Genomic DNA, 16,594 nt, shown 5'->3' on the forward strand with positions numbered 1-16,594 from the left:
TAGCGGCGGGGTCGGTGGTGCCGGGCGGTCAGCCCTTGCGGAGTCTCAGGCCCAGCAGAGCCAGGCCCAGGCCGAGTCCGATGAGGACCAGGCCGCTGCCCAGCGGGAGGATGCGCAGGACCGGCTCCGTGCCGGCCTCGCCCTGGGCCGCCTGCTGGGCGGCGGGCTCCACCGGACGCCCGGCCGGGTCGAGACCGGCCTCCTCGGATGGCGAGGAGGCGCTCGGTATCTCAGCGGTCTCCGGTTCCTCCGGTTCCTCCGGCTCCTCCGGCCGGGCGACGGGGGTGGCGGGAGGCGGGTCGTCGTCACCCTCCACCTCGGCCGGGGGCCCGTCGGGCCGGCCCGGCCGCATCCGTCCCTCGCCGGCCCGGCTGCCCGCCCGGGACGGCTCGACCGAGGCGAGCGGACGGAAGGGGCGGACCGACGCCGAGGCGGAGTCGGACGGCATCGGCACGGCGGCCGGCGAGTGCCGGTGCGCGGGGGCGGCCGGAGTGGCCTGCGCCTGGCCCGGGCCGTCCCGTCCCGTCGGGCCCTGTTCCGGCTGTCCACGGCTCGGGGCGGTGTCCTCAGCAGCCGCTTCCGCGCGGGCCGTGTCCTCGGCGGGCCGCTGCCGGCCCGGGCGCCCGGTGGCGGACGGGCGGGCGGAGCCCGGCTCCGTGGCGCGGACGGGCGGGCCGCCGTACGCGACGGCGGTGCCGTACGCCGGCACGGCCGCTGTCGTGAGGGCGACCATCAGCGGGACGCAGCGGAGTGTGTGTCGCACGCGTGGAGTCACGGCGGTGACCTCCCGGAGCCCAGGTGTCGTGACCGATGGAAAACCAACGGGAATAAGCCTCACATTCAACGCCAAAGAGGGCATTCCGGATTGCTCCGTCGGGTCTAAACGGTGGATCACCCCCACGAGGGGGCACGACGGTGATGAGGTGGTGGCGTGCGAGAGAATGGCGGCATGGAGATGCCGAGGAACGAACGGTCGCCGGAGAACCCCCAGATCCTCGTCGTGGGTCAGGACGGGATGGCGCTCGGCGGCGGCGGGGACGAGGACTCCCGTGAGACCCCGGTGACGGAGCAGGTGGAACAGCCGGCCAAGGTCATGCGGATCGGCAGCATGATCAAGCAGCTGCTGGAGGAGGTGCGCGCGGCTCCCCTCGACGAGGCCAGCCGGGTGCGGCTGAAGGAGATCCACGCCAGCTCGGTCAAGGAGCTGGAGGACGGCCTGGCCCCCGAGCTGGTCGAGGAACTGGAGCGGCTCTCCTTGCCGTTCACCGACGACGCCACGCCCAGCGACGCCGAACTACGGATCGCGCAGGCGCAGTTGGTGGGCTGGCTGGAGGGCCTCTTCCACGGGATCCAGACGACGCTGTTCGCCCAGCAGATGGCCGCGCGGGCCCAGTTGGAGCAGATGCGCCGCGCGCTCCCGCCGGGCATGTCCGGCCACGAGGGCGGCGACGACCACCACGCGGGCGGCCGCTCGGGCGGGCCGTACCTGTAAACCGCCCATCCGTCCGAGCCGGTCACGGCACACGAAGGGCCCGGCGGGACGACCGCCGGGCCCGACCTATGCCCGTGGACCCCGGACCGCCGGTCCGGGCCTCACTGCGGCGGGTTGCCCGTGGAGACGCTCAACTGGATCTCGACGTTGTCCGGGTCGACGTCGGTGCCCTGCTCGGGAAACTGCTGCAGGACCGCCCCGTCGGGCCACGTGTTGTCGTCCTCGTCGTCGAGGTCCCACTTCCAGCCCGCGGCCTGCATGCACTCCTTCACGGAGGTGATGTCCTTGTAGCGGAAGTCGGGCAGCTCGACCTTGTCCGGATCCTTCCAGGACTCCTGCGGGTCGGTGCACTTGGACTTGTCGATCGTCCGGGTGGGGTCCGGCTCGCGGTAGCCCGCGCGGTGGGACGCGGACGCCGAGGCGCTCGATCCGACGCTGCCCTTGATGTCCTCGCCGGCGTCCTTCAGCGTCAGCGCGACGATCACGCCGACGACCACGATGGCCGCCACCGCGACCGAACCGACGACCACCGGCCGCTTCTTGCGACCGCCGGCCTGACCGGCCGGCCGCCCGGCGGCCTGCGGCGCGATCGTGTACGGCGGCGGGGTCGGGGCGGCGGCCTGCGGGCCGTAGCCCGCCGGGGGCGTCTGGTAGCCGCCCTGCTGCGGGTAGCCGTAGGAGGGAGCGGGCGTCGGGTGGCCGTACGGGTTCGGGGTCGGAGCCGGGGCGGGGGCGGGCTGGTACGGCGTCTGGACCTGCCCGTGCGGCGCCGGGGTCGACTGGTCGACCGGCGGGAACACCGCGGAGCCGACACCCGCGCCGCTCTGCGTGGGCCCGGCGCCCGGCACGATGCTCGGCGGGGCCGCCTGGAAGGAGGCCGCGATCCGCAGGCACTCGTCGCGCATGGACTCGGCGGTCGGGAAGCGTTCGTTCGGGTTCTTCTTCAGCGCGCGGGCGACCAGCGCGTCCACCGCGGGCGGCAGCGCCCGGTTGACCGAGGAGGGCGCCACCGGCTCCTCCTGCACATGCGCGTACGCGATCGCCAGCGGGGAGTCCGCGTCGAACGGCAGCCGCCCGGTGACCAGCTGGAACAGCATGATGCCGACCGAGTACAGGTCGGAGCGGGCGTCCACACCGCGGCCGAGGGCCTGCTCGGGCGAGAGGTACTGCGGGGTGCCGACGACCATGCCGGTCTGGGTCATCGAGGTGACGCCGGACTGCATGGCGCGGGCGATGCCGAAGTCCATCACCTTGACCACGCCACGCTTGGTCACCATCACGTTGCCCGGCTTGATGTCGCGGTGGACCAGCCCCTTCTCGTGGCTGATCTCCAGGGCCGCGAGCACATCGGCGGTGACCTTCAGCGCCTTGTCGGCGGGCATCGCGCCGTACTGCCGGATGTCCTCCTCCAGCACGGAGCCCAGCGGCCGGCCCTCGACGTACTCCATGACGATGTACGGCGTCGCCATGCCGTTCAGCTCGTCCTCGCCGGTGTCGAAGACGGAGACGATGTTGGTGTGCGTGAGCTTGGCCACGGCCTGCGCCTCGCGGCGGAAGCGCTCGCGGAAGGCCTGTTCCCGGCCGAGTTCGGTGTGAAGGGTCTTGATCGCCACCTGGCGGTCCAGTACGGCGTCGTACGCAAGGTGCACCGAGGCCATGCCGCCCTCGCCCAGCAAGTCACGCAGCTGGTAGCGGCCTCCGGCCAGCGCCTGCCCCGCGTACCGGCCGTGTGCGCCGTCCTGGCTCATCTCTCCGCGTCCCCCACTGGCCGTCCGGCGCCGTCATCCATCGAACAGGCCTTGATCGAATGTGTCATTCCCGGCCAAGTCTGCCCCAGGGCACTGACACGTCAAGCTCGGTGCCCGTTCCGTGACCGTACGCGCAAGAAGCGTCGCGCAAGCGTTACAGGGGGTGTACGACCGGCACACAGAATTTGCACGACAGCGCGTGCTAGAGGTTTCATGACCGGTCCGTCTCGGGTCGGTCCCGGTAGCCGTTCCGAACCGGTGGCCCCCGCGGAGGCTGTAGCGTGGCCGACGGAGACCGTAACAACACCGCGCGCACCGCGGGCAGAAACGACGGCGAGGACTGATGGCACAGACGCAGCGCTCTCAGGGCCCGTCCGACCCCGAGGCGACTGGCGGCGGCATGTCAGACGCGCCGGAGATGTGGGGCAACGGCGGGCTCGTCGGCGACGGCCGGTACCGGCTCACGCACCGGCTGGGCCGGGGCGGCATGGCCGAGGTGTTCGCGGCCGAGGACGTCCGTCTGGGCCGTACGGTCGCGGTCAAGCTGCTCCGCGCCGACCTGGCCGAGGACCCCGTCTCCAAGGCCCGGTTCACCCGTGAGGCACAGTCGGTCGCCGGCCTCAACCACCACGCGATCGTCGCCGTGTACGACTCCGGCGAGGACATGGTGGGCGGCCAGTCCGTGCCGTACATCGTCATGGAGCTGGTCGAGGGCCGCACCATCCGCGACCTGCTGATGAACGCCGAGGCGCCGGGGCCCGAGCAGGCCCTGATCATCGTCTCCGGTGTGCTGGAGGCGCTCGCCTACTCGCACCAGCACGGCATCGTCCACCGTGACATCAAGCCGGCGAATGTCATCATCACCGACAGCGGTGCCGTCAAGGTGATGGACTTCGGCATCGCCCGCGCCCTGCACGGCGCCTCGACAACGATGACGCAGACCGGCATGGTCATGGGCACCCCGCAGTACCTCTCCCCGGAGCAGGCGCTCGGCAAGGCCGTCGACCACCGCTCCGACCTGTACGCCACGGGCTGCCTGCTGTACGAACTCCTCGCACTGCGGCCCCCGTTCACCGGCGAGACCCCGCTGTCGGTGGTCTACCAGCACGTCCAGGACATGCCGGTGGCTCCGTCGCAGGTCGCCGACGGGACCTGCCCGCCGGAGCTGGACGGCCTGGTCATGCGCTCCCTCGCCAAGGACCCCGACGACCGGTTCCAGACGGCTGAGGAGATGCGCGGCCTGGTCCAGTACGGCCTGCAGATGCTGTACGACCAGGGCGGCCACACCGGCACCTGGAACACCGGCCCGGTGGAGACGCACGACGGCCGGCACACCCCGGCGGCCGGCTTCGCCGGGACGACCGTCATGCCGCACCCCATGGACGGGGGCGGCACCACGCAGATCCCGCAGCCGATCCTGCCCGCGGGCTACGGCAGCGGCGACGACGGCGGCTTCGAGGGCCACGGCAACAAGGGCAGCGGACGCGGCAAGCTGTGGATCCTCGCCGTGCTCGCGGTCGTCGCGATCGCGGCGGGTGTCGCCCTGGCGCTGAAGGGCGCGGGCGGCAACGGCGGCGACGGCACCGACACCAAGCCGACGTCGACGCACTCCAAGGACACCAAGGAGAAGTCGCCCTCCGCGACCCCGACCGACACGGACACCGGCGAGCCCTCGGACCCCTCCACGGAGACCGGCGGCTCGGACACGGGCACCGGCTCCGGCTGGCCGCCGGCGTCCACGCCGTCGTACAGCCCGTCGCAGTCGGCCCCGTCGACCCCGAGCAGCGAGCCGTCGACCCCGCAGAGCACGCCGTCGCAGCCCACGGGCACGACGGACGGCGGGACCGACGCCGGCACCGGTGACGGCGGTACGGACGCGGGCACGGGCGACGGCGGTACGGACGCGGGCACCGACGTCGGCGGCACGGACGCGGGCACCACGACCGAGGGCACGATCGGCGACACCACCGGTTGAAGGACGCCCACGGCGACCGGGCCGGCCGCGCCCTGAGGTGACGCCGGCCGCGCGCGGCCGGCCGTAGCGCGGCTCACTCCACGAACGCGTCGCACACCGCGTCGTACTCGCGCGTCCACCACACGGCGAGCGCCGACGCGGCCGGGAACTGGCAGTCCGCGCGCGTGTCGCCGCGCTCGTAGTGCCAGCGCAGCATCCAGAAGTCGTTCAGCCGCTCCCACCACACCCGGTGCACGGCCGCCGCCAGCTCCGAGGGTGTGGCGCCGGCCGCACGCCGGTACGCGCGCGCGTAGGCACGCACTTTCGGCAGGTCCAGCGTTCCGCCGGGGCGTACGAAGAAGATCACGGCGGCGCGTACGGCCTCCTCCGCGCGCGGCTGCACGCCGAGCCGGTCCCAGTCCACGATGGCCGCGGGGGCGTCGTCCCGGTAGAGCAGGTTGAACGGGTGGAAGTCGCCGTGCACCCAGCCCACCGAGCCGCCACGCGGCGGGCGCCGGTCCGCGTGCTGTTCGAGGAGGGCGCGGCGCTCCAGCAGCCGGTGCCGGGCGAGTTCGTCGAAGGCGTCGGCGGGCCGGTGCCGGCGCACATGGGCGAGCAGGTTGTCGATGAGGGCGAAGGTGTCGGCCGGGTCGGCGCTCTCCACGGGGTGCGGGCTCGTCGCCGGGCGCGTGCGCCCCTTGGGCGGCATCACGCGTTCCAGACAGGCGTGCACCGCGCCCAGGAGCGCGCCCAGGCGTGCGCTCTCCCCGCGGGTGAGCTGGCCGCCGTGGCGGTGCCTGCCGTCGATCCAGGGGTGCAGGGCGTAGGCGTGGCCGCCGATGACGGCGACCGTGCGGCCCTCGCGGTGCGCCAGGGGCAGCGGGACCGGGACGCCGAGGTCGGCGAGGCGCTGGGTGGCCCGGTGCCGGCGTTCGATGGCGGCCGGGTCGGCGGTGTCCGGATCGAAGTGGTGCTTGAGGAAGTAGCGGCCGCTGGTGGTGCAGAGCCGGTAGCCGCGGTTCAGGAGGCCCTGGTCGACCGGCTCGCAGGTGAGGGCGGTTCCGGCGGCGTACAGACGGAGCAGGGCGCCCAGAGGGGGCGCATGGGGTACGACAGGTGGTACACATGAGCGCGGCACGCGCCAGATGTTAGGGCAAGCGCAGCCCCTGTGAGCTGGGGCTTGTCACAGGCAGTCGCCGACGGTCGCTTTCGGTCACGTGACGGGCTTTTCTGTTTTCCGGAGGGCGGCGGCTGCGGCCGTGTGGGTTATCGAGCGGCCTATCGAACAGAAATACCCGGAATTTCCGCCTTCGTGTGCGAGGTCAGTCTCACATGAAACTCTTCCCGTGACCTGGGTGCGCGGGATAACGTGCGGGTGCTCCGGACTGGCGCAAGGCTGTGACCAGCGCGCTTTCACACCACCTCGATTTACTTGGAAATCCAAGCAAAATCGCAGGTCAAACGGGGTTTCACAGAAATGTGAGGCACTGGGTAACGTGATGGTTGCAGGGCGCTCGCCGGGGCACCTGTCACGCCTGTTCCCGGCCGAGTGGCACCCACCCCGTGCCCGGTGGTCGAAACAGGTGAGCCGCACTGGCCTACCGGCAACCCCGGGGGCCGGAACGACGGAGGAGCACACGTGACCGTGGAGAGCAGTGCCGCGCGCAAGCCGCGACGCACCGCCGCAGGCAAGGCCGGCACCACCGGCAGCAAGTCCGGCACGACCGCCGGCAAGACCGGAGCCACCGGCACCCAGCGCACCACCCGCAGCACCGCCAAGAAGAGCACCGAACCGGAACTCGTGCAGCTCCTGACCCCGGAGGGCAAGCGGGTCAAGAACGCCGAGTACGACGCCTACGTCGCCGGCATCACCCCCGAGGAACTCCGCGGCCTGTACCGCGACATGGTGCTCACCCGTCGCTTCGACGCCGAGGCCACCTCTCTCCAGCGCCAGGGCGAGCTGGGCCTGTGGGCCTCCCTGCTGGGCCAGGAGGCCGCCCAGATCGGCTCCGGCCGGGCCACCCGCGAGGACGACTACGTCTTCCCGACCTACCGCGAGCACGGCGTCGCCTGGTGCCGCGGGGTCGACCCGGCCAACCTACTCGGCATGTTCCGCGGCGTGAACAACGGCGGCTGGGACCCGAACAGCAACAACTTCCACCTGTACACGATCGTCATCGGTTCCCAGACGCTGCACGCCACCGGCTACGCGATGGGCATCGCCAAGGACGGCGCGGACTCGGCGGTCATCGCCTACTTCGGCGACGGCGCCTCCAGCCAGGGCGACGTCGCGGAATCGTTCACCTTCGCCGCGGTCTACAACGCCCCGGTGGTGTTCTTCTGCCAGAACAACCAGTGGGCGATCTCCGAGCCGACCGAGCGCCAGACCCGCGTCCCGCTCTACCAGCGCGCCCAGGGCTACGGCTTCCCCGGCGTCCGGGTCGACGGCAACGACGTGCTCGCCTGCCTCGCGGTCACCAAGCGGGCGCTGGAGCGCGCCCGCAACGGCGAGGGCCCGACCCTGGTCGAGGCGTTCACCTACCGCATGGGCGCCCACACCACCTCCGACGACCCCACCCGCTACCGGGGCGACGAGGAGCGCCTGGCCTGGGAGGCGAAGGACCCGATCCTGCGCCTTCGCCGGTACCTGGAGGCCTCGAACCACGCGGACGAGGGATTCTTCGCGGAACTGGAGGCCGAGTCCGAAGCGTTGGGCAAACGAGTGCGCGAAGCGGTCCGCGCCATGCCCGACCCGGACCACTTCGCCATCTTCGAGAACGTGTACGCGGACGGGCACGCGCTCGTCGACGAGGAGCGCGCCCAGTTCGCCGCCTACCAGGCGTCGTTCGCCGATGAAGGGGGTCACTGAGATGGCCGAGAAGATGGCGATGGCCAAGGCCATCAACGAGTCGCTGCGCCGTGCCCTGGACGCCGACCCCAAGGTCCTGATCATGGGCGAGGACGTCGGCAAGCTCGGCGGTGTCTTCCGCGTGACGGACGGCCTGCAGAAGGACTTCGGCGAGAGCAGGGTCATCGACACCCCGCTCGCCGAGTCCGGCATCGTCGGCACCGCGATCGGTCTGGCCCTGCGCGGCTACCGCCCGGTCGTGGAGATCCAGTTCGACGGCTTCGTCTTCCCGGCCTACGACCAGATCGTCACCCAGCTCGCCAAGATGCACGCCCGCTCGCTGGGCAAGGTCAAGCTGCCGGTCGTCGTCCGCATCCCCTACGGCGGCGGCATCGGCGCGGTCGAGCACCACTCGGAGTCGCCGGAAGCGCTGTTCGCCCACGTGGCCGGCCTGAAGATCGTCTCGCCGTCGAACGCGTCGGACGCGTACTGGATGATGCAGCAGGCCATCCAGAGCGACGACCCGGTGATCTACTTCGAGCCCAAGCGGCGCTACTGGGACAAGGCCGAGGTCGACCCCGAGGCGATCCCCGCCCCGCTGCACAAGGCGCGCGTGGTCCGCGAGGGCACGGACCTCACCCTGGCGGCCTACGGCCCGATGGTGAAGCTGTGCCAGGAGGTCGCGGACGCGGCGGCCGAGGAGGGCAAGTCCCTGGAGGTGCTGGACCTGCGCTCGGTCAGCCCCCTCGACTTCGACTCCGTCCAGGCCTCGGTGGAGAAGACCCGCCGCCTGGTCGTGGTGCACGAGGCGCCGGTGTTCTTCGGCTCCGGCGCGGAGATCGCCGCCCGGATCACCGAGCGCTGCTTCTACCACCTGGAGGCACCGGTCCTGCGCGTCGGCGGCTACCACGCCCCGTACCCGCCGGCGCGCCTGGAGGAGTCGTACCTGCCGGACCTGGACCGCGTGCTCGACGCCGTCGACCGCTCGCTGGCGTACTGAGGAGAGGGCCGTGACGACGATGACGGAAGCGTCCGTACGCGAGTTCAAGATGCCCGACGTGGGCGAGGGACTCACCGAGGCCGAGATCCTCAAGTGGTACGTCCAGCCGGGCGACACGGTGACGGACGGCCAGGTGGTCTGCGAGGTGGAGACGGCGAAGGCGGCCGTCGAACTGCCCATCCCCTACGACGGCGTGGTCCACGAGCTGCACTTCCCCGAGGGCACCACGGTCGACGTGGGCACGCCCATCATCGCGGTGGCCGTGGCCGGCGGTGCCGCGCCGCAGGCCCCCGCCGAGCAGCCCGAGCCGGCGGCCGAGCGGCCCGAGCCGGCGGCCAAGGAGCCCGAGCCCAAGCCGGAGGGCCGCCAGCCGGTCCTCGTCGGTTACGGCGTGGCGACGTCCTCCACCAAGCGCCGCCCGCGCAAGGGCCCCGAGGTCACCGTCCCGGCACCGGCACAGGCGATCCAGGCGGAGCTGAACGGGCACGCCGGCGCGGTCGCCGAGAAGCCGCGGCCTTTGGCCAAGCCCCCGGTGCGCAAACTGGCCAAGGACCTGGGTGTCGACCTGGCCGCGATCACCCCCTCCGGCCCGGACGGCATCATCACCCGCGAGGACGTCCACGCGGCGGCCACACCGCGGACGGCCGAACCGGCGGCCCCGGTCACGACGGCCCCGGCCGCCCCCGCGGCCCCGGCTCCCGCGGCGACGTACGACACCGCGCGCGAGACCCGTATCCCGGTCAAGGGCGTCCGCAAGGCGACGGCGGCGGCCATGGTCGGCTCGGCGTTCACGGCCCCGCACGTCACGGAGTTCGTGACGGTGGACGTGACCCGCACGATGAAGCTGGTCGAGGAGCTGAAGCAGGACAAGGAGATGCAGGGCCTGCGGGTCAACCCGCTCCTGCTGATCGCCAAGGCCCTGCTGGTCGCCATCAAGCGCAATCCGGAGATCAACGCGTCCTGGGACGAGGCCAACCAGGAGATCGTGCTCAAGCACTACGTCAACCTGGGCATCGCGGCGGCCACCCCGCGCGGCCTGATCGTCCCCAACATCAAGGACGCGCACGACAAGACGCTCCCGCAGCTCGCTCAGGCGCTGGGCGAGCTGGTGACGACGGCCCGCGACGGCAAGACCTCCCCGGCGGCGATGCAGGGCGGCACGGTGACCATCACCAACGTCGGAGTCTTCGGCGTCGACACGGGCACCCCGATCCTCAACCCCGGCGAGTCGGCGATCCTCGCGGTCGGCGCGATCAAGCTCCAGCCGTGGGTCCACAAGGGCAAGGTGAAGCCGCGCCAGGTCACCACCCTCGCCCTGAGCTTCGACCACCGCCTGGTCGACGGCGAACTGGGCTCCAAGGTCCTGGCGGACATCGCGGCGATCCTGGAGCAGCCGAAGAGGCTGATCACCTGGGCGTGAAAGCCCGTCTCGACGGGTAACGTCGGAGACATGAAGGGGGGCGGCCGCAACTTCGTCTTGCGACCGCCCCCTCTCTCTTTCCCAGCCCCGCTCTGTCAGCTCCGGTCGAGCACGTACACCGGCGCCCCGTCCTCCGCCCCGCCCTGCGAGCGGATGCAGGCGTGCTTGCGTAGCAGGCGGAGGCCACGGGTCACACGTTCCGCCCACTGCTTGAAGGGAGCGGCAGCGGGCTTGGTGCAGGCACCAACAAGGACGAGCAAGCCCTGGAGGTCGATCAGTCGCAGGTCTCGGCGCCACCTTCTACGGCACGTGATCGGCAAGGGCCTTGGTGGTGTTGCTGTGCCCGAGTTCCTTGCACACATCCACCGCCGGAAACCAATGGCTCCCGTCCGGCATGGTCAGTCGGCGGACGCGGGCTCCGGTCGCCGCGTACACGAAGTCGCTGACGTCGATCGCGTTGTGCTGTCCGACGGGGCTCGGACTGTTTCCTGGGTTCGTTCATGTGAACCACCTCCGCCGCGGAACGTAGAGCGGATGAAATGGAATATGCCAGCGGAATGAAGGGCGTTCACCATTGCGGTGGAACCTTTCGCGTTGCCGTTGACTCCTGACCCGGCAACGCGGGCCCGACGGGGGGCCGCGACGACCCAGGGGGTCAGGGATGGATGGACGTGTGTTGCCGGAGGACCGTCAGGCGGTTCACCGGTACATCGCCGTACGCGGTACCCGGCTGCACCTCGCCGAGTACGGCGGCACCGGCACCCCGCTGCTGATGCTGCACGGCTTTCCGCAGCACTGGTACGCCTGGCACAAGGTCGCCGGGCGGCTGGACGGTGAGTACCGGCTGCTCTGCCCGGACCTGCGGGGCTTCGGGTGGTCGGAGACCACCCGGCGCGGGTACGACATGGACGGCCTGGCGGACGACGCCCTCGCGCTGCTCGACGCGCTCGGGATCGGCGGGCCGGTCGGGCTCGTCGGGCACGACTGGGGTGCGCACCTGGGCTTCCGGCTGTGTCTGCGGGCGCCGGAGCGGTTCACCGGGTATCTCGCGCTGAACATGTCCCACCCCTGGCCGCGGCACCGGGCGGTGCTGCCCAACCTGTGGCGGCTGTGGTACACGGCGTTCCTGGAGTACCCGGTGCTCGGGCGCGCCGTGCTGCGCCACTGGCCCGGTTTCACCCGCTTCCTGCTGCGGCACCAGGTGGCCGACCGGTCCGTGTGGACGGAGGCCGAGCTGACCGAGTACGCCACCGCGACCTCGGCCGGTGCCACCGCGGCGCAGTCCCTGTTCTGGCAGTACGTGCTGCACGACATCCCCGCGCTCGTCCGCGGCACCTGGCGGCGGCACCGGCTCACCGTGCCGACGCTGCTGCTCGGCGGGGAACGGGACACCGTCGTCGTACCGTCGCTGCTGGCGGGCGCGGAGCCGTACGCCGACGATCTGAGGGTGCGGCTGGTGCCCGGGGCCGGTCACTATCTGCCGCAGGAGCGGCCGGGGGAGGTGGCGCGGGCCATCCGCGAACACTTCTCGCGCTGAAGGCGCCTACCGAAGCGCCGCCCGCTCAGCCACCCGCCGTACGAACGCCCGCCCGCGCCGCTCGCCGAGCAGGCGGCCGTAGAGCCACTGGGCGGGGCGCAGGGCGGCCGGCCGGGTGGCGCCCAGCACGGCGAAGCGGGTGCCGCCGGCTTCCGGTACGGCCGCCATGCCGCCCACGACCAGACGGGACTGCATGAGGCACCAGCCGGGGGCGAGCCGTACCTCGAAGGCCTCCGTCAGCCCGGAACGGCCCACCGCCAGCGCCTCCTTGCGGTCCGCGTCGCCCGGCGGCACCCGGAACTCCCGCAGGAACGGGACGAGGTACGGCAGTTCGGTCCGCAGGTCGGCGGCGACCCGCCACACCCGGTCGTACGGCAGGGGGAGGTGCTCCTCGGCGTACATTCCGGCGTGCAGGCCCGCGGCCAGGACCCGGAGCCGCCGTACCGGATCGGAACTCATCGTGACCACGCTTTCCGGAAGGAGGAACGGGCCCGGTGCAACCGGGACTTGACGGTGCCCTGCGGCACCCCGAGGAGGTCGGCGACGGCGGCCTCGTCCAGGCCCTCCAGCTCGCGCAGCACCAGGACCGCACGGTGCCGGACGGGCAGCCGGGCGAGGACGTCGCGGACGTCGGCCGGCAGTTCGCCGTCGGTGTCCGCCCGCAGTCCGCCGAGGCGGGCGAGGCCGTCGGGGTCGGCCGGTTCCTCGGTGCCCGTACGGCGGGCGACGCGCACCGCCTCGCGCACCGTGGCGGTGCGCACCCAGCCGTAGAAGGCGCGCGGGTCGCGCAGTCCGCGCAGGCCCTTGAAGACGGCCAGCAGGGATTCCTGGACGGCGTCGGCGACGTCGTACGGGGCGATCGGGCGGCACAGCCGGGTGACGTACGGCGTCACCAGCGCCAGCAGTTCGTCCATGGCCAGGGCGTCGCCGCCCTGCGCGGCCCGGACCAGCGCGGCGGCCGTGTCCCACGGCTCCGCGCGGCTCTCGTCCTCCCCCTGGGCGCGCATCGGGCTCAGCCTAGCCGCCGCACCACCGGCCCGGTGGCCGGGCCGAGTTCACCGATCACCCTGCCCCGTCCCGGTCGCGGAGTGCGTTCAGCAGCGCGGCGCCCCGCTCGGCGTCGTCCACGCTCACCGCGAAGTCCGTGTGGCGGCCCCGGGGGCGTACGACCAGGCAGTCGCCGGCCCGGAGCATCACCGTCGTACCGAGGCCGCTGAGGCGGTAGCCCCAGTCACCGACCTGGGACGGCAGCCGCTGCTCGGCGCGGGCGGACTCGATGGCGGCCGGGGCCCAGCGGCGGGCCGGCCGGCCGAGCGGGCCGAACGACACCTCCAGCCCCGCTTCCGACACATTCGTCCGGACCGAGGAGAAGACGCCGCCGGCGAGCGCCGTGACGGCGCAGACCGCGCACACCGGCCACAGCCCGGCGGGGTCCGCCAGGCCGGGAACGGGAAAGGGCCCGCCGCTGTCCGCGACGGGCCCTGGTGACCGTGGTGGTCGTCAGCCGAGCCGGGCGAAGCCGTAGTTGAGGATCTTCTTGGCGTCCGCCTCGCGCTGGGCGATGGAGGAGGAGGCGAGGACGGTGCCGGTGATCGTCTTGCCGTTCCGGGTCGCGGCGAAGACCAGGCAGTACTTGGCCTCCGGGCCGGAGCCGGTCTTCACGCCGATGGTGCCGCTGTAGCTGCTGAGGAGCCCGTTGGTGTTCTTCCACGGGTTCATCGTGCGGGTGCTGCCCGTCTTGGTGATCGTCTTCGCGGTGTACGACTTCGTCTTGACGATCGTGCGGAACGTGGAGTTCTTCATCGCGCTGCTGGCGATTTTCGTCAGGTCGCGCGGCGTCGAGTAGTTGTCGCCGTTGCCGATGCCGTCGAAGGAATCGAAGTGCGTGTTCTTCAGGTCCAGGTTCTTGGCGGCGGAGTTCATCTTGCCGATGAAGGACTTCACGCGCGCGGAAGTGGTGGAGCCCGAGCCGTACTTGTCGGCGAGCGCGTAGGCGGCGTCGCAGCCCGACGGCAGCATCAGGCCGTACAGCAGCTGGCGGACGGTCACCTTGTCGCCGACGATCAGGTGCGCCTGGGAGGCGTTGTTCCTGACGACGTAGTCGCTGTAGATCTTCTTGATCGTGACCTTGGCGTCGAGGTTGAGGTTCGACTGGGCGAGCACGACCTTGGCGGTCATGATCTTCGTGGTGGAGCCGGTGGCCAGCCGGGTGTCCGCCTTCTTGGTGAACAGCGTCGAGCTGTTCGCGTTGTTCATGAGGTACCCGCCCTTGGCCACGATCGAGGGCGCGGTGACGGCCTGGGCGGGCGCTGCGGTGAGGGCACCGGTGGTGAGCAGCGCGCCGGAGGTGACGGCGACGACGGCTGCTCTGCGGAGGCGGGTGCCCTTAATGCCGGTAATCAAAGTGATGTACCTCTAATGTCTTGAATGCCCCTGAAACGCGGCCGAGTTGAGGTGGCATGGGGGAGGGGGGCCGCGCATGTGTGACACGTAAGTAGCACAGAAGGTTGTGCGGGGGCTGCGGGAGGGGTTCACCTCGTCCGGATGATGGACGGTACTGCCCTTGCGTACGTGTTGTATCTATGCTGTGGGCATGAACACGGCCGTCGAGCAGCCCGCCCCGCAGTCCCTCAAGCCGCCACCCGCCGCCGACCGCGTGTACGCCCACGTCAAGCAGGGAGTGCTCGACCGCCGCTACGAGGGCGGCACCCTGCTCACCGAGGGAGAGCTGGCCGAGGCCGTCGGCGTCTCGCGCACCCCCGTCCGGGAGGCGCTGCTGCGGCTGGAGGTCGAGGGGCTCATCCGGCTCTACCCGAAGAAGGGCGCCCTGGTCCTGCCGGTCTCCGCGCAGGAGATCGCCGACGTGGTGGAGACCCGGCTGCTGGTGGAGGAGCACGCGGCCCGCAAGACCGTACCCGCCCCGCCCGGTCTGCTGGAGCGGCTGACCGAGCTGCTGGAGCAGCAGAAGGCGCAGGCCGCCGCCGGCGACCTGGCCGCCGCCGCGGTCACCGACCGCTGCTTCCACGCCGAGATCGTGCGCAGCGGGGGCAACGAGATCCTCTCCCGGCTCTACGACCAGCTGCGCGACCGCCAGCTGCGGATGGGCGTCGCCGTCATGCACTCCCACCCCGACCGGATCGCCAAGACGCTCGCCGAGCACGAGGAGATCCTGAGCGCGCTGCGCGCCGGGGACGCGGAGGCGGCCGTCGCGGTCGTGCACCGGCATGTCGGCTGGTTCTCGCACCTCGCGCGGGGTGAGGTCCGATGAGCGGTGCGGTGCGCGACGCCACCCTTCCGGGTGACCCACCGGGCGGCCGCCGGGCCGTCGCCGTGTGGTCCATAGGCGTGGCCGTCTACTTCGTCGCCGTCATCTTCCGTACGTCCCTGGGCGTGGCCGGCCTCGACGCGGCCGACCGCTTCCACGTGGGCGCCTCCGCCCTCTCCACCTTCTCCATACTCCAGCTGCTGGTCTACGCGGGCATGCAGATACCCGTCGGCCTGCTGGTCGACCGCCTCGGCACCAAGAAGGTGCTGAGCATCGGGGCGGTCCTGTTCACCGCCGGGCAGCTGGGCTTCGCCTTCTCCCCCTCGTACGGCACCGCGCTCGCCTCCCGCGCCCTGCTGGGCTGCGGCGACGCGATGACCTTCATCAGCGTGCTACGGCTCGGCACCCGCTGGTTCCCGGCCCGGCGCGGTCCACTGGTCGCGCAGCTCGCGGGGCTGGCCGGCATGGCGGGCAACCTGGTCTCCACCCTGGTCCTGTCCCGGCTGCTGCACGGCATCGGCTGGACCCCGGCGTTCGCGGGCAGCGCGCTGGCGGGCGCGGTGGTCCTGGTCCTGACCCTGCTGTTCCTCAAGGACCACCCCGAGGGGCAGGAGCCGGAGCCGTCCCCGCACCGGGGCGCGGCCTACGTTCGTCGGCAGATCGCCGCGGCCTGGCGGGAGCCGGGCACCCGGCTGGGCCTGTGGGTGCACTTCACCACCCAGTTCCCGGCGATGGTGTTCCTGCTGCTGTGGGGCCTGCCGTTCCTCGTCGAGGCGCAGGGCCTCAGCCGCGCCACGGCCGGCGAACTGCTCACCCTCGTCGTCCTGTCCAACATGGTGATCGGCCTGGTCTACGGCCAGATCGTCGCCCGGCACCACGCGGCCCGGCTGCCGCTGGCGCTGGGCACGGTGAGCGCCACCGCGCTGCTGTGGGCGGCGACGCTCGCCTACCCCGGTGACCACGCGCCGAGGTGGCTGTTGCTGGTGCTGTGCACGGTGCTCGGCGCGTGCGGGCCGGCGTCGATGCTCGGCTTCGACTTCGCCCGGCCGGCCAACCCGCCCGAGCGGCAGGGCACCGCGTCCGGCATCACCAACATGGGCGGCTTCATCGCCTCCATGACGACGCTGTTCGCGATCGGTGTGCTGCTGGACGCGACCGGGGACGATTACACCGTGGCGTTCAGTGCCGTGTTCGTGCTGCAGGCGCTCGGGGTCAGCCAGATCCTGCGGTTGCGGGGGCGGGCGGCTCGGCGGGAGCGGGAGCGGCTGGTCGCCAGCCGGGTGGAGACGGTGCACGTCCCTGCCGCCTGAGCATGGTGTCCGCCCACGGG

General features: G+C 71.8%; 14 protein-coding genes and 1 pseudogene. 8 read left to right on the top strand and 7 right to left on the bottom strand.

The genetic code is table 11. The features are described from left to right. Window positions 1-28: 28 nt before the first annotated feature. On the bottom strand, window positions 29-763 hold the full coding sequence (locus ACZ4U1_RS21340; RefSeq protein ID WP_467905147.1) for a hypothetical protein: 735 nt from the start codon (window positions 761-763) through the stop codon (window positions 29-31). 186 nt (window positions 764-949) lie between these two features. Between ACZ4U1_RS21340 and ACZ4U1_RS21345 the strand changes: the two genes are divergently transcribed. Beyond that, window positions 950-1,492, top strand: a complete 543-nt coding sequence (locus tag ACZ4U1_RS21345) for a bacterial proteasome activator family protein (protein ID WP_356150249.1) — start codon at window positions 950-952, stop codon at window positions 1,490-1,492. A gap of 101 nt (window positions 1,493-1,593) precedes the next feature. Here the strand turns inward: ACZ4U1_RS21345 and ACZ4U1_RS21350 are convergent, their stop codons facing one another. After that, the gene (locus ACZ4U1_RS21350; RefSeq protein ID WP_467905148.1) at window positions 1,594-3,240 is read right to left on the bottom strand and encodes a protein kinase domain-containing protein; all 1,647 of its coding nucleotides are present in this window, start codon (window positions 3,238-3,240) and stop codon (window positions 1,594-1,596) included. A 343-nt stretch (window positions 3,241-3,583) separates the two neighbouring features. Between ACZ4U1_RS21350 and ACZ4U1_RS21355 the strand changes: the two genes are divergently transcribed. Next, on the top strand, window positions 3,584-5,215 hold the full coding sequence (locus ACZ4U1_RS21355; RefSeq protein WP_467905150.1) for a protein kinase domain-containing protein: 1,632 nt from the start codon (window positions 3,584-3,586) through the stop codon (window positions 5,213-5,215). A 73-nt stretch (window positions 5,216-5,288) separates the two neighbouring features. Here ACZ4U1_RS21355 and ACZ4U1_RS21360 read toward each other — a convergent pair whose 3' ends face one another. Next, entirely contained in the window at window positions 5,289-6,332 is a 1,044-nt protein-coding gene (locus tag ACZ4U1_RS21360) for a phosphotransferase (protein ID WP_467905151.1), read from the bottom strand. A gap of 501 nt (window positions 6,333-6,833) precedes the next feature. On the opposite strand from ACZ4U1_RS21360, the gene pdhA reads away from it, so the two are divergent. From pdhA to ACZ4U1_RS21380, 4 genes are all read left to right on the top strand, one after another. Beyond that, on the top strand, window positions 6,834-8,063 hold the full coding sequence (gene pdhA, locus ACZ4U1_RS21365) for a pyruvate dehydrogenase (acetyl-transferring) E1 component subunit alpha (protein ID WP_467905153.1): 1,230 nt from the start codon (window positions 6,834-6,836) through the stop codon (window positions 8,061-8,063). 1 nt (window position 8,064) lies between these two features. Further along, entirely contained in the window at window positions 8,065-9,042 is a 978-nt protein-coding gene (locus ACZ4U1_RS21370) for an alpha-ketoacid dehydrogenase subunit beta (protein WP_467905155.1), read from the top strand. Window positions 9,043-9,052: 10 nt separating this feature from the next. Beyond that, window positions 9,053-10,462 (top strand): dihydrolipoamide acetyltransferase family protein, encoded by a 1,410-nt coding sequence (locus ACZ4U1_RS21375; RefSeq protein ID WP_467905157.1) that lies wholly within the window; start codon window positions 9,053-9,055, stop codon window positions 10,460-10,462. Between the two features lie 676 nt (window positions 10,463-11,138). Further along, window positions 11,139-11,999, top strand: a complete 861-nt coding sequence (locus tag ACZ4U1_RS21380; RefSeq protein ID WP_467905158.1) for an alpha/beta fold hydrolase — start codon at window positions 11,139-11,141, stop codon at window positions 11,997-11,999. A 6-nt stretch (window positions 12,000-12,005) separates the two neighbouring features. Here ACZ4U1_RS21380 and ACZ4U1_RS21385 read toward each other — a convergent pair whose 3' ends face one another. The 4 genes and pseudogenes from ACZ4U1_RS21385 to ACZ4U1_RS21400 all read right to left on the bottom strand — a co-directional run bounded on the left by ACZ4U1_RS21385 (window position 12,006) and on the right by ACZ4U1_RS21400 (window position 14,402). Beyond that, a complete protein-coding gene (locus tag ACZ4U1_RS21385) occupies window positions 12,006-12,458 on the bottom strand; it encodes a hypothetical protein (protein WP_467905160.1) in 453 nt (150 codons plus the stop codon). Beyond that, on the bottom strand, window positions 12,455-13,006 hold the full coding sequence (locus ACZ4U1_RS21390; protein WP_467905162.1) for an RNA polymerase sigma factor: 552 nt from the start codon (window positions 13,004-13,006) through the stop codon (window positions 12,455-12,457). Before ACZ4U1_RS21390 ends, ACZ4U1_RS21385 begins: the two co-directional genes overlap by 4 nt. A 55-nt stretch (window positions 13,007-13,061) precedes the next feature. Next, window positions 13,062-13,442, bottom strand: a pseudogene (locus ACZ4U1_RS21395) (DUF1648 domain-containing protein); the annotation flags it as partial. A gap of 57 nt (window positions 13,443-13,499) precedes the next feature. Continuing rightward, window positions 13,500-14,402: a D-alanyl-D-alanine carboxypeptidase family protein gene (locus ACZ4U1_RS21400; protein WP_467905164.1), complete on the bottom strand. Its 903-nt coding sequence runs from the start codon at window positions 14,400-14,402 to the stop codon at window positions 13,500-13,502. A 190-nt stretch (window positions 14,403-14,592) separates the two neighbouring features. On the opposite strand from ACZ4U1_RS21400, the gene ACZ4U1_RS21405 reads away from it, so the two are divergent. Together ACZ4U1_RS21405 and ACZ4U1_RS21410 are read left to right on the top strand one after the other, a co-directional pair. After that, on the top strand, window positions 14,593-15,267 hold the full coding sequence (locus ACZ4U1_RS21405) for a GntR family transcriptional regulator (RefSeq protein ID WP_467905166.1): 675 nt from the start codon (window positions 14,593-14,595) through the stop codon (window positions 15,265-15,267). Beyond that, a complete protein-coding gene (locus ACZ4U1_RS21410) occupies window positions 15,264-16,574 on the top strand; it encodes an MFS transporter (RefSeq protein WP_467905168.1) in 1,311 nt (436 codons plus the stop codon). Before ACZ4U1_RS21405 ends, ACZ4U1_RS21410 begins: the two co-directional genes overlap by 4 nt. The last annotated feature ends 20 nt before the right edge of the window (window positions 16,575-16,594 follow it).

It is taken from the genome of Streptomyces sp. NPDC028928, from assembly GCF_055564915.1.